Source organism: Naumannella cuiyingiana (genome assembly GCF_013408305.1).
GTDB lineage: Bacteria > Actinomycetota > Actinomycetes > Propionibacteriales > Propionibacteriaceae > Naumannella > Naumannella cuiyingiana.
The window spans coordinates 1,293,269-1,305,536 of record NZ_JACBZS010000001.1; the positions used below are offsets into that span (position 1 = coordinate 1,293,269).

Genomic DNA, 12,268 nt, shown 5'->3' on the forward strand with positions numbered 1-12,268 from the left:
AAGCGCATGGCAGTGATCGCCTTCATCGGGCTCGGCAACATGGGCCGGCCGATGGCCGCCAATCAGGTCCGGGCGGGCAATGAGGTACGCGGCTTCGACGTGGTGCCACAGATCGCCGAGGCGGCCGCGGCAGACGGGGTGAACGTGGTCGGCTCGATCGCCGAGGCGGTCGAGCGCGCGGACGCGGTCGTGACCATGGTCCCCAAGGGTGATCATGCCCGGGAGGCCTATCTCGGCGAGGGCGGCATCCTGGAACACGCCGATCCGTCGACCCTGTTGATCGATTCCTCCACCATCGACGTGCAGACCGCGCAGGATCTGCACGATGCGGCCGCCGAGAAGGGTTTCCGGTTCGTCGACGCACCCGTCTCCGGCGGCATCAGCGGCGCCGCCGCGGGCACCCTGACCTTCATGGTCGGCGGCGCCGAGGATGCCGTCGAGGCGGCGAAGTCGATCATCGAGCCGATGAGCGGCAACATCATCCCGACCGGCGGCGCGACGTCGGGCCAGGCCGCCAAGATCTGCAACAACATGATGCTGTTCATCTGCCTGCAGGCATGCGCCGAGGGTGCCGTGCTGGCGCGCAAGCTCGGGTTGGACGCGAAGGTCTTCCACGACATCGCGAAGGTCTCCTCGGGCAACTCCTGGGCCCTGCAGACCTGGTATCCGGTACCCGGCGTGATCGACACCGCCGCCGCCAACAACTCCTTCGCCGCGACCTTCCGCACCGACCTGGCCCGCAAGGACGTCGGCCTGGCGCTGTCCGGAGCCGAGCAGGTGGGGGTACGCCTGCCGGCCGCCGAGCTGGTCGCCGGCCAACTGCAGCAGGTGATCGACGACGGCGATGCCGATCTCGACTGCAGCGTGATCATCCGCAACATCGACCCGCAGGCACCCGGCCTGCCACAGACCGACAAGGAGCAGCAGTGAAGCGCATCGGACACTTCGTCGACGGCCAGGTGGTCGACGGTGGCGAGAAGACCGGCCCCGTCTACAACCCGGCGACGGGCGAGCAGAGCGGCGAGGTGGCGCTCGCCTCCGGCGCCGAGCTCGACAATGCCGTCGACATCGCCCGCAAGGCGCAGCGCGAGTGGCGTACCACCCCGCTCGCGAAGCGAGCCGGCGTGATGTTCCGGTTGCGCCAGATCGTCACCGAGCGGACCGATGAGCTGGCCCGGATCATCACCAGCGAGCACGGCAAGGTGGTCAGCGACGCGGCCGGCGAGGTGGCGCGCGGGCTGGAGAACGTCGAGTTCTGCGCAGGGCTGATGCACCACCTGAAGGGCGAGTACTCCGAGCAGGTCGCCGGCGGCGTCGACGTGCACCAGACCCGCCAGCCGGTCGGCGTGGTCGCCTGCATCACACCGTTCAACTTCCCCGCGATGGTGCCGCTGTGGATGATCACCACGGCGATCGCCGCCGGTAACGCGGTGATCCTCAAGCCCAGCGAGCGCGATCCCTCCGCGGCACTGTGGATCGCGCAGGCGTTCGCCGAGGCAGGGCTGCCGGCCGGCGTACTGAATGTGATCAACGGCGATGCCGAGACCGTGAACGCGATCCTGGACCACGATGGCATCGATGCAGTGAGCTTCGTCGGCTCGACGCCGATCGCCAAGCACATCTACGAGACCTCCGCCGCCAACGGCAAGCGGGTACAGGCCCTCGGCGGCGCCAAGAACCACATGGTCGTGATGCCGGATGCCGATCTTGATGCGGCGGCCGACGCGGCCGTCTCGGCGGCCTATGGGTCCGCCGGCGAGCGCTGCATGGCCGTGTCGGTGCTGGTCGCCGTCGGCGACGTCGCCGATGAGCTGGTCGGCAAGGTCGCCGACCGGCTGCCCGGGCTGAAGATCGGCGACGGCACCGATCCCGAGTCCGAGATGGGCCCGCTGATCACCCGCGACGCGCGCGATCGCGTCGCCGGTTATGTCGAGGGCGCCGCCGGCGAAGGCGCGACCGTGGTGGTGGACGGGCGGGAGAAGCAGTTCGACGGCGACGGGTTCTTCATCGGCGTCAGCCTGGTCGACAATGTCGAGCCCGGGATGAAGGTCTATGACGACGAGATCTTCGGTCCGGTGCTGTCGGTCGTTCGCGTCGGCAGCTACGACCAGGCGGTCGAGCTGATCAACGCCAACCAGTACGCCAACGGGGTCGCGGTGTTCACTCGCGACGGCAAGACCGCGCGGCAGTTCGAGTTCGACATCGAGGTCGGCATGGTCGGCGTGAACGTGCCGATCCCGGTGCCGATCGGGGCCTACTCCTTCGGCGGCTGGAAGAAGTCGCTGTTCGGCGACACCCACATGTACGGGCCCGAGTCGTTCAACTTCTACACCCGCCGCAAGGTCGTCACCACCCGCTGGCCGGAGCCCTCGGAGAGCCAGATCAGCCTGGGCTTCCCGACGCACTGAGTCGGCCCCGCGAATCGCCCGGGCGCGCCACCACGGCGCGTCCGGGCGCCGCGCTTCTCCGGCCGGGAACGGAGGCGGTCGGTTCGCCGGCCGCGGACCCGCCAGGACCCGCTCCGCGGCGTACACTTGGCCGATGATCCGCTATCTGCCGATTCTGATTGCGGTGGCGCTGCTCATCTATTGCGTGATCGAGCTGGCGCAGGCGCCGCGCGATGCCGTGCGGGCGATGCCCAAGTGGCTGTGGTTCTTCGCGATCGTGCTGTTGCCGGTCGTCGGCCCTGCCGCCTGGCTGCTGCTCGGGCGGCCGAACGCCCGCAGCCTCGGCCAGCACCGACGCACGCCACTCAGCCCGGACGACGACCCGGACTTCCTGCGCCGGCTCTAGCCCTCGTCGTCCGGTGACACCGGCGCCGGCACGACCGGGGCCGGTGCGCTGGTCGGCGCCGCGTCCTCGGAGTACTTCGCGACCAGCTTGGACAGATCCACGCCGGTGGTGTTCTTGATCAACTCCATGGTCTGCACGACGTTGTTGGTGACCTGCTTGGGCATCTCGCCGGCGCCGTCGGTGGAGACGACGGTCAGCTTGTCGATGCTCTGCATCGGCGCGGCCACCTCGCGCGCCACCTGCGGCAGGGCCTCGACCAGCATCTGCAGCACGGCCGCCTCGTTGTACCGGGCGAACGCGTCGGCGCGCTTGTTCATCGCCTCGGCTTCCGCCTGGCCGGTGGCGAGGATCGCCGCGGCCTGCGCGTCGCCCTCGGCGCGGACCGCATCCGCCTCGGCGGTACGCCGGGCCTTCTCCGCCTCGCCCCGCCGGGCGCCCTCGATGGCCTCGGCCTCGGCGAGCGCGCTGCGCCGGGACTTGTCGCCCTCACCGGTCAGGCGGGCCTTCTCCGCCTCGGCCTCGGCGGCCGCGATGGCCGCCGCCTTGCGCGCCTCGGCCTCCAGGATCTCGGAGTTGCGCCGGCCCTCGGCCTCGGTCTCCACCCGGTAGCGCTCCGCGTCGGCGGGCTTGCGGACCTCGGTGTCGAGCTGCCGGTCCTTCAGCGCCGCCTGCCGCACGGCCACCTTCTCCTGCTCGGCCAGCACCGCCTGGTCGCGATCGGCCTGCGCCAGCGGCCCGGCCGCGGCGGCCTGTGCGGCCGCGGCGTCGGTCTCGGACTTGATCTCGGCCTGCTTCAGCATCAGCGTCCGGCCGGCGACCGCGATCTCCTGCTCGGCGGCGATCCGGGCCTGCTCCGACTCCTGGCGGGCCGCCGCCTCGGCCACCGCCGCGACCTGCCCGACCCGGGCCGACTCGGGCCGGCCGAGGTCGGCGAGGTAGCTGCCGTCGTCGGTGATGTCCTGGATCTGGAAGGTGTCCAGCACCAGGCCCTGGCCGGTCAGGGACGACTCGGACTCGTCGGCGACCCGCTGGGCGAACGCCGCCCGGTCGCGGATGATCTGCTCGACGGTCAGCGAGCCGACGATGGAGCGCAGCGAGCCGGCAAGCGTCTCCTGGGTGAAGGTCTCGATCTCGTCCTGCTGGGCGAGGAAGCGCTGGGCGGCGGCCCGGATCGAGTCCTCGTTGCCGCCGACCTTGACGATGGCCACGCCGTCCACGTTCAGCTTGATGCCCTGGCCCGACACGGCACCACGGATCTGCACCATGATCCGCCGCGAGGACAGGTCCAGGATGTGCAGCCGCTGGATGAACGGGATCACGAACACCCCGGCACCCATCACGACCTTCTGCCCGGACAGGTCGGTCGTGATCTCTCCGGTCTCCGGATTCTTCACCGGCTTGGCGCCACGTCGGCCGGTCACGATGTAGGCCTCGTTCGGCCCCGCCACCCGATAGCGCCGCGCGATGAAGATGATCACCAGTAATACGACAAGAACGATCAGGGCAATGGGAATGATGGCGGCCAGATCCACGGCGGGGCTCCTTCGGCGGGGCAGGTCAGTCGAGCGGGTCCTCGAGCGAGGTCGGCACCACCTTGGCAGACGTGGCGGTCAGAACCTCACTGACCCGCACGTTGGTGCCACTCGGCAGCGCCGCATCCGCCCGGGCATTGAGCCGGGTCAGGTGGCCGTTGACGGTGACGGTGACGATGCCGAAGCCGTCGTCGGGGATGTCGGCGATCACCCGGCCCTGCGCGCCGATCATCGATTCCCGGCGCACGGTGGAGGTATCGCCCTCGGCGGACTTGAGCTTGTTCGTCAGCCACCCGACGCCCGCGCCGAGCACGATCCCGAGCGCGATGCCGCCGACCACCGCCCACGGCGTCGGCGCCCCGAGCAGCAGCAGCGCCGCCGCGCCGAAGCCGAACACCGCCACCGCGCCCGCGACCCCGCCGACGGAGAAGAAGTCGCCGCCGACATCGTCCAGCGCGCCACCCAGCCCGTCGAACACGTCGCCGAGCACCAGCGACAAGACCAGGACCGCGACTCCGATGCCACCGGCCACCATGAATGCGACGACCACGCCCGCATTCTAGGAGCCGACGGCCCCTCGCCCGGGGGTGCCGGGCCCGCTGGGGCAGGATGTCTGCATGACACTGCCGCGCGCTTCGATCCGCCGTCGGGTCCGACTGCCCGGGCCGGATGCCGATCTGATCAGCTTCGACGGGCTGGCCGACGGGGGTGAGCATGTCGCCCTGGTCCGACAGGGCGAGGGCGTACCGCTGGTCCGGGTGCACTCCGAATGCCTGACCGGCGATGTCTTCGGTTCGCACCGTTGCGACTGCGGTGAGCAGCTTGCCGAGGCACTGACGCTGGTCCGCGCCGAGGGCGGCATCGTGCTCTACCTGCGGCAGGAGGGCCGCGGGATCGGGCTCTACAACAAGATCGACGCGTACGCCCTGCAGGACGCGGGCCTGGACACCTACGCCGCCAACGAGGCGCTCAACCTTCCCGCCGACGGGCGCGATTTCGCCGTCGCCGCGCAGATGCTCGCCGCGCTCGGCGTCGACACGATCCGCCTGCTCAGCAACAACCCCGACAAGGACCGCCAGCTCGCCGAGTTCGGCATCACGATCGCCGAGCGGGTTCCGACCCAGACGTTTCGGCACCCGGAGAACCTGGCGTACCTGCGCGCGAAGCGGACCCGGATGGGCCACGATCTGCGGCTCGGCCCCGAAGCAGGTTGATCACCAGCGGGATCGCGCCCGGCAGGGCCGCGGCCAGGCTGAGCAGCCCGTACAGGGCCGCGACGGCCACGCCCGTGCCCGCGCCGAGTCCGGCCGCCGCGAGGGCCAGCGCCGCGCCCGCCTCGCGCGGGCCGAATCCGCCGACATTGAACGGCACGGCCATCGCGACCAGCGTGATCAGTCCGAGCGCGATCAACTGTCCGGTACGCCCGCCCGCAGCCGGGATGGCGCTCGCCGCGACCAGGAAGGTCGCCAGATAACCGGCCAGCGCGATCAGTGACAGCCCAGCCATCGCCAGCCCGGTCCGCGAGATCAGCGTCGTGCGCACGTCGGCGAGGAGTACGCCGACCCGGCCGCGCCAGCCGCCCGCCGAACAGGCCGCTGCGGCCGCTCCCTCCCGGCGCACCCAGAACCCCGCGGCCGCCAGCGCGACCATGATCACCAGGCAGGCTGCCCGCACCTCGGTGGGCCGGTCGGGTCCGATCAGCCGCGGCCAGACCAGCACGACAACCCCGGTGACGGCGAGCAGGGTGAGCTGCCCGCTGGCGCGCTCCCAGAACACCGCGCGCGCGGCGGGGCCGATGCCGGCCCGTCGGCCGTGGCCGACCGCGCGCGCCGCATCGCCGAGGACACCCGCGGGGAGCAGCGCGTTCAGGAGTTGGGCCTGGTAGCAGGCCGGGTACGCCTGTCCGAGCCGCAGCGGCAGGCGCAGCGCCCGGCAGCAGAGCACCCAGCGCGCCGCGACGGCGGCCGTGGTCGCCGCGCCGATGATCATCGCGAGGGCCACCCGGGCCGGGCTGGCCGAGGTGACCGCCTCGATGATCGGTTCGGGCCCGACGACGAGAATGATCACCACCAGCACGGCCGGTCCGAGCAGGACCCGGAGCACCCGGCGCGGCATCATCAGCCGCCGGGCGATCTGGCCAGCCGCCGCGCGGCATCGTCGGCGATGCGCTCCCAACCGCGGAGTGCTTCGGCGTGTTCGGGCAGGGCCACGGTCTGCAGGTCCCGCAGCATCGCCAGCACCCGCGGCGGGATCTGCGGCGAATCCTTGCCGTAGTGCAGCAGCTCGTCGAGTGCGAGTGCGACCAGCTCGGCGATCCGCTGCGGCCGGTGCACCAGGCGTACCGTCCCCTCGACCGCGACCACGCTCGTCAGGTCCCGGCGCACGACCAGCGCGCGCAGGATCCGGTGCAATTCGTCGGTGACCTGGACGGCCGTCGTCGGGTCGTTGATGCCCGGGCTCAGCGCGCGCTCGCCGATGTCGACCAGCTTGCGGATGCCCAGCGCCGGGTCCTGGTGGAAACCGCGGTCCTCCTCGACGACGACGCTGACCCGCAGCGGCTCGACGTCCTCGCGCGCCGTGCCGGGCGCCCAGACCCGCAGCACCGGCATGCCCTCGGCGACGAACTGGCCGATCGGGATCAGCACCTCGACGAGCGCGTCGTGCTCGGTCGCCCAGTCGCGCAGTCGGCGCAGCGAGATCTCGGCCACGACGCCGTGCTCGACCGCGTCGATCCGGACCGGCTCGGCGGCGGGCCGGGGCCGGTCCGGCTCGGGCGGGCGCGGGCCATCCGCGGCGGGGAAGTATCGCGTGACCACGTCCATCGTCACCGCGCCCAGATGCGAGACGATCGCGCTGACCTGGATCGAGCGGGTGATGTGGTGGATGTAGGCAAGGAACATGCCGACGCTCGCCAGCACCAGCACGAACGCCAGCGTGACCGACAGTTGTGGCACATAGGAGTCGGTGTCGGAGGTGCCGCGCACCGAGCGCAGCACGGTGAGGGCGTAGACGAAGGTCGCGGTGAAGATGCCGAGGGTCGCCTGGGTGACGCGGCTGGAAAGAAAGTCGTTGAGCACCCGCGGGGTGAACTGGCTGCTCGCGAGCTGGACGACGACCATCGTGATCGAGAACACCAGGCCGGTGACCGAGATCATCGCCCCCGCGATCGTGCCGAGCATGCTGCGCGCCCCGTCGGCCCCGCCCTCGAAGACGAACGGCAGGTGCTCGGTGATCGCGCGCTCGGCCTCGGGCAGCAGCAGCCCGACCACCGCGGCGACCACGATGATCACCAGTGGCAGCACCCAGAACGGGCGCCAGATCCGGCCCCACACCGTGGTGCTGCGGACATCTGGCAGCGAATCCCGCTCGGCCGCCCGCGCATGGCCCGTCATCGCCGACGCTCCGGTTCGGGCATGATCAACAGATCCCGGTGCCCGACCTCGACGGCGAGCGAGGGGTCGGCCAGCCGGCGGCGGCGCCACTGGGCCGCGGGGGCAGCGAGCTCGGGGCGCTCGTCGATCGCGGCGGCGAGCCAGCCGTCGAGCCACGGTCCGAGCAGCGGGTGCCCGGCGGTCAGCCGCCACGGCGTCTCGGCCACCGTGACCCGATCTGCCGGGAAGTGCGCTGCGAACCGCTGCGGGGCATCCGGTCCGGCCCGGCCACCGCGGCGCTGATGATCGTTGAAGGCATCCCGGAGCGCGTCATCGAGCGGGTCGGCGGGGGCGAAGGAGACATCGCCGCTGACGCTCAGGGTGAACAGGGCCGGCGTACCCGACTCCATGATCAGCTCCGCGAGTGAGGCGAGCTGGTCGTCGTCGAGCAGGTCGAGCAGGGCGGACGCGGCGATCAGGTCGGCGCCGGCCGCCTCGGCGGGGGTGAGCTGCCCGAGATCGTCGGTGCGGATGTCGATGGGTACGCCGTCGCAGCGCGCCTGCGCGAGCAGGGTGGCGTCATGGTCGATCAGCAGAAAGCTCGTCTGCGCCAGCAGGCGCGGCGCCAGCCAGCGGGTCAGCGAGCCGGTGCCGGCGGCGAGGTCCCAGACCCGCGGCCGGTCCGGGAGCGCGGCGCCGACCTGCGCCAGCAGCTCGGCCGAGCGGCTGGCGGCGTCGACGGGTTCGCGGACGGCGAGCCAGGCCGGGTCGAAGCCCATGCTCATGACGACCCTCCGACCAGGCGAAGGACGGGTTCGGCGGTGCGCTGCCAGTCGGTCAGACCGGCGCGGCGGTGTTCGGCACGCCGCCGCCAGCGGGCGCGCAGCCCCGGATCGGTGAGCCACCGCCGCAGGGCGGTCGACAGCTCGTCCGCGTCCACGAGCGCCCCGGGCGGCCCGTCGGGGGTGGTGCCGAGCGCGTCGCGGGTCCCGGCGGCGGTGCTGATCACCGGGATCGCCCGGGCCAGGGCCTCGGTGATTACCATCCCGTAGGTTTCGTGCAGCGACGGCAGCACCAGCAGATCGGCGGCCGCATAGGCGGCGGCCAGGTCGTCGCCGGTGAGCGGCCCGCGGAAGATCATCCGCCGGTCGAGGCCGAGCTCGGCGATCCGCGCGTCGAGTCGGTCCTGTAGCGCGGGTTCCCGGTCCCGGGGCCCGACGAGCGTGCAGGTCCAGGTCAGGTCGGCGAGTTCGCCGAGCGCCTCCACCAACCGGTCGATCCCCTTGCGCGAGGTGATCGCCGCGACGCAGAGCAGCCGGCCGCCGGCCGGTTCGGGCACGGTCGGGGGCGCCGGGTCGGTGCCGGGCACGGCGATCACGATCCGGCCCGGGTCGAGGCCGTGCCGCCGGGCCAGCTCGGCCGCCGCGGTCGGCGAGGTCGCGATCACCGCATCGACAGCGGCGAGCGAGTCCCGTTCCCGCTCGTCCAGTTCGGCCGCGGACGGCGTACCCGTCTCCAGCGCGAGCGGCAGGTGAACGATCATGATCGCCCGCAGCCGGTCGGCATGGCGCCGCCAGACCGCGGGGTGGGCGCAGCCGAGCAGCCCGTCGGCCAGCACGGTCGCACCGTCGGGCAACGCACCGCAGGCGGCGGCCAGGACGTCCGCGCCGCCGGCCGGCCAGTCGCCCGAGAGCTCGTGGCGCTGTACCCGCACACCCGCCCGCACCAGCTCGTCGCAGACCCGCAGATCCCAGCGATTGCCGCCGGTCGGCCGCGATGCCACGTCGGCCGGCAACAGCGCGTGCACCGTCATGATCAGAGCTCGCGGTCGTAGCCGGCCCAGGCCAGGTGCGATTCCCGCAGCACGATCCCGATGCCGTGCAGACCGCCGGCCGAGCCACCGAGCTCGCCGGCGGCGATCCGCTCGGCCAGCCGGTCGGCGATGATCATGGCCAGGAACTCGGTCGTGGTGTTGCGTCCGGCCAGCTCCGGATCGTCGTCGAGGTTGCGATAGTTCAGCGGTTCGAGGACCCGGTGCAGGGCCTGTGCGGCCAGCCCGATGTCGACGACCAGGTTGTCCTCATCCAGCTCGGCCCGGCGAAAGGTGGCGTCCACGACATAAGTCGCGCCGTGCAGCCGCTGCGCTGGACCGAAGACCTCGCCGGTGAAGCTGTGGGCGATCATGAAGTGATCACGGACGGTCAGGGTGAACATGATCAACCTCCGGGGTAGCGGATCAGCGGGGCCGGGCCGACGCCGGCGAGGTCGGTGATGTCGGTCGGCAGGTCGTCGAAGACGATCTCGTCGCCGAGCAGGGCGTCGAAGCGGTCGTCGGCGAGCAACCGCAGCACCACCGCCATCCTGGCCGCATGGTCGCGGGCCGGCACCCGGGGCGCCACCCGGCCGACCTGGCTGGACCGGATGGTCAGCCGGCGGGCATGGAAGTCCTCGCCGAGCGGCAGGCTCACCGGGCGATCGCCGTACCAGCTCACCTCGACCAGCCGACCCTCGTCGGCCGCCAGCCGCAGCGCGAGCCGCAGGCCCTCCTCGGTGGCCGAGGCGTGCAGCACGATGTCGGCCGGCTCGGCCTGTCCCGCGCGGTCGGGCGTCGCGAACGGTACGCCGAGCCGCCGCGCAAGATCGGCCCGGCCCGGGTCGATGTCGTACAGGCGTACCCGCGCTCCCGGCAGGCCGGCCAGGATCGCCGCGATCGCCGACCCGACCAGGCCGGCGCCGATCACCGCGATGGTGTCGCCGACCTGCGCGTCGGCGTCCCAGACGGCGTTCAGCGCGGTCTCGACGGTGCCCGCGAGCGCCGCGCGCTCGCTCGGCAGGTCGGCCGGCAGCACGGTGACGGCCGCGGCCGGCACCACGTAGTGGGTCTGGTGCGGGTGCAGACAGAACACCCGTTGCCCGATCAGCGCCGGCTCGCCGGCGATCACCTCGCCGACGCTCAGGTAGCCATAGCTCACCGGCCACGGGAAGTCGCCGGACTGGAACGGCGCGCGCATCGCGGCGTACTGGCTCACCGGGACCCGGCCGGAATGGACCAGCGTCTCGGTGCCCCGGCTGACCGCACTGACCAGCGTCCGCACGCCGACCTCCCCGGCGCCTGGGGCTGGCACCGGCTCCTCGACCAGCTCGGCCCGCCGGCGGGCGACCAGCCGCCAGGCCCGCGCCGTGGCGGGCCAGGGGCTCGGCAGCGACGGCTCCTCCATGATCGCCGAGCCTAGGTGACAGGATCGGGGGCATGGCACGCCACCCCGGGCCCCGCGTCACCGCCTCGGTGATCACCTCCCTCGACGGCCACATCGACGACGCGTCGCCCGACCGGCTCGTCCTGTCCGGGCCGGACGACCTGGCGGCGGTCGATGCCCTCCGCGCGCAGGTCGATGCGATCATGGTCGGCGCCCGGACGGTACGCCGGGATCGGCCGCGGCTACTGGTCCGCGACGAGGCGCTGCGCTCCGGGCGCCGGGCGGCCGGTCGCTCGGCGTCGCCGCGCAAGGTGACGATCACCGCATCGGGCGATCTGGACCCCGACAACCCGTTCTTCGCGGTGCCCGCGCCCGGCGCCCCGCCGCCGCTGGTCTTCCTGCTCGGCGGCGCCGAGGTGCCGCAACTGGCCGGGCTCGCAGAAGGCGTACCCGTGCCGGACGACCCGCGCGCGGTGCTGGCCGCGCTCGCCGAGCGCGGGGTCGAACAGCTTCTGGTGGAGGGCGGTACGCGGCTGCACGGCTGGTTCCTGGCGGCCGATGCGGTGGACGAGCTGCGCTTCGCGGTCGCGCCGTTCCTGGTCGGCGACGCCGACGCCCCGCGGTTCGTGCCGCCGGGGCGCTACCCAGCCTCGGTCGAGGATCCGTGGCGGCTGCTCGGCGTGGAGGTGCTCGGGCAGGTCGCAGTGCTGCGCTACGGGCGCGGGGCGTGAACCCCCGGGCCGGCTTCGGTTGCCGCGTACCCTTGGCGGCATGAGTCAGGCGATCAGCACCCAGCCGGCGGCCGGCCCCGGTGTGCTGGCCCGGATCGTGCCGCCGGCCGTGCTCGCCGCGATCATGTGGGTCAGCGAGCTGATCGATGTGACGCTGGGCGGATTCCTGGATCGGTTCGGCATCGCTCCCCGCGAGGTGGACGCACTGCCGGGGATCCTGGCGGCCCCGTTCCTGCACGGGGATCTCGGTCATCTGGTCGCCAACACGGGCACGTTCATCGTGCTCGGCATCGCGGTCGCCCTGCTGACGCGACACTTCTGGTCGGTGACGATCGGCGTGGCCGTGCTCGGCGGATTGGGCGTCTGGCTGCTCGGGCCGCCGGGCACCGTGCACATCGGCGCATCGGGCGTGATCTATGGCTATCTCGCGTTCCTGCTGGTCTACGGGTTCGTGGCGCGCAGGCTCGCGGCGATCCTGGTCGCCGTCGGCGTCTTCCTGACCTACGGCGGCATCGTCTGGGGCGTGCTGCCGGGCGATCCGCAGATCTCCTGGCAGGGCCATCTGTTCGGCGCGGTGGCAGGCGTGGTGATGGCATTCCGGCTCGGCCGACGTGACCGGGTACGCCGGCGCCCGGCGATCTGAG

General features: G+C 72.3%; 14 protein-coding genes. 6 read left to right on the forward strand and 8 right to left on the reverse strand.

All coding sequences use genetic code 11. The features are described from left to right. The first annotated feature begins 6 nt into the window (after nucleotides 1-6). The 3 genes from mmsB to GGQ54_RS06005 all read left to right on the forward strand — a co-directional run bounded on the left by mmsB (nucleotide 7) and on the right by GGQ54_RS06005 (nucleotide 2,793). A complete protein-coding gene (gene mmsB, locus GGQ54_RS05995) occupies nucleotides 7-930 on the forward strand; it encodes a 3-hydroxyisobutyrate dehydrogenase (RefSeq protein ID WP_179444565.1) in 924 nt (307 codons plus the stop codon). Continuing rightward, nucleotides 927-2,408: a CoA-acylating methylmalonate-semialdehyde dehydrogenase gene (locus GGQ54_RS06000; RefSeq protein ID WP_179444566.1), complete on the forward strand. Its 1,482-nt coding sequence runs from the start codon at nucleotides 927-929 to the stop codon at nucleotides 2,406-2,408. Before mmsB ends, GGQ54_RS06000 begins: the two co-directional genes overlap by 4 nt. A gap of 133 nt (nucleotides 2,409-2,541) precedes the next feature. After that, nucleotides 2,542-2,793 carry a PLD nuclease N-terminal domain-containing protein gene (locus GGQ54_RS06005; protein ID WP_179444567.1) on the forward strand — a complete coding sequence of 84 codons (252 nt, stop codon included), beginning with the start codon at nucleotides 2,542-2,544 and terminating at the stop codon, nucleotides 2,791-2,793. Here the strand turns inward: GGQ54_RS06005 and GGQ54_RS06010 are convergent. Beyond that, on the reverse strand, nucleotides 2,790-4,325 hold the full coding sequence (locus tag GGQ54_RS06010) for a flotillin family protein (protein WP_343045866.1): 1,536 nt from the start codon (nucleotides 4,323-4,325) through the stop codon (nucleotides 2,790-2,792). The genes GGQ54_RS06005 and GGQ54_RS06010 overlap by 4 nt on opposite strands. Before the next feature lie 25 nt (nucleotides 4,326-4,350). Then, the gene (locus tag GGQ54_RS06015) at nucleotides 4,351-4,875 is read right to left on the reverse strand and encodes an NfeD family protein (RefSeq protein WP_179444568.1); all 525 of its coding nucleotides are present in this window, start codon (nucleotides 4,873-4,875) and stop codon (nucleotides 4,351-4,353) included. A gap of 67 nt (nucleotides 4,876-4,942) precedes the next feature. Between GGQ54_RS06015 and GGQ54_RS06020 the strand changes: the two genes are divergently transcribed. Then, nucleotides 4,943-5,539, forward strand: a complete 597-nt coding sequence (locus GGQ54_RS06020) for a GTP cyclohydrolase II (RefSeq protein WP_179444569.1) — start codon at nucleotides 4,943-4,945, stop codon at nucleotides 5,537-5,539. Here GGQ54_RS06020 and GGQ54_RS06025 read toward each other — a convergent pair. Genes GGQ54_RS06025 through GGQ54_RS06050 form a run of 6 tightly spaced genes read right to left on the reverse strand, consistent with a single transcriptional unit; the run spans nucleotide 5,421 to nucleotide 10,914 of the window. After that, nucleotides 5,421-6,443 carry a lysylphosphatidylglycerol synthase transmembrane domain-containing protein gene (locus tag GGQ54_RS06025; protein WP_179444570.1) on the reverse strand — a complete coding sequence of 341 codons (1,023 nt, stop codon included), beginning with the start codon at nucleotides 6,441-6,443 and terminating at the stop codon, nucleotides 5,421-5,423. The two genes, GGQ54_RS06020 and GGQ54_RS06025, sit on opposite strands and share 119 nt — an antisense overlap. After that, on the reverse strand, nucleotides 6,443-7,717 hold the full coding sequence (locus GGQ54_RS06030; RefSeq protein ID WP_179444571.1) for a DUF2254 domain-containing protein: 1,275 nt from the start codon (nucleotides 7,715-7,717) through the stop codon (nucleotides 6,443-6,445). Before GGQ54_RS06030 ends, GGQ54_RS06025 begins: the two co-directional genes overlap by 1 nt. Further along, nucleotides 7,714-8,481, reverse strand: coding sequence for a class I SAM-dependent methyltransferase (locus GGQ54_RS06035; RefSeq protein ID WP_218843725.1), 768 nt, complete (start codon nucleotides 8,479-8,481; stop codon nucleotides 7,714-7,716). Before GGQ54_RS06035 ends, GGQ54_RS06030 begins: the two co-directional genes overlap by 4 nt. Next, complete coding sequence (locus GGQ54_RS06040) at nucleotides 8,478-9,509, reverse strand: glycosyltransferase family 4 protein (RefSeq protein ID WP_179444572.1); 1,032 nt, start codon at nucleotides 9,507-9,509, stop codon at nucleotides 8,478-8,480. Before GGQ54_RS06040 ends, GGQ54_RS06035 begins: the two co-directional genes overlap by 4 nt. 2 nt (nucleotides 9,510-9,511) lie before the next feature. Then, nucleotides 9,512-9,910, reverse strand: a complete 399-nt coding sequence (locus GGQ54_RS06045; protein ID WP_179444573.1) for a 6-pyruvoyl trahydropterin synthase family protein — start codon at nucleotides 9,908-9,910, stop codon at nucleotides 9,512-9,514. A 2-nt stretch (nucleotides 9,911-9,912) separates the two neighbouring features. Next, nucleotides 9,913-10,914 (reverse strand): 3-hydroxyacyl-CoA dehydrogenase NAD-binding domain-containing protein, encoded by a 1,002-nt coding sequence (locus GGQ54_RS06050; RefSeq protein ID WP_179444574.1) that lies wholly within the window; start codon nucleotides 10,912-10,914, stop codon nucleotides 9,913-9,915. A gap of 32 nt (nucleotides 10,915-10,946) precedes the next feature. Between GGQ54_RS06050 and GGQ54_RS06055 the strand changes: the two genes are divergently transcribed. Both GGQ54_RS06055 and GGQ54_RS06060 read left to right on the forward strand, forming a co-directional pair. Next, nucleotides 10,947-11,624: a RibD family protein gene (locus GGQ54_RS06055; protein WP_179444575.1), complete on the forward strand. Its 678-nt coding sequence runs from the start codon at nucleotides 10,947-10,949 to the stop codon at nucleotides 11,622-11,624. 40 nt (nucleotides 11,625-11,664) lie between these two features. Next, on the forward strand, nucleotides 11,665-12,267 hold the full coding sequence (locus GGQ54_RS06060; protein ID WP_179444576.1) for a rhomboid family intramembrane serine protease: 603 nt from the start codon (nucleotides 11,665-11,667) through the stop codon (nucleotides 12,265-12,267). Nucleotide 12,268 lies beyond the last annotated feature (1 nt).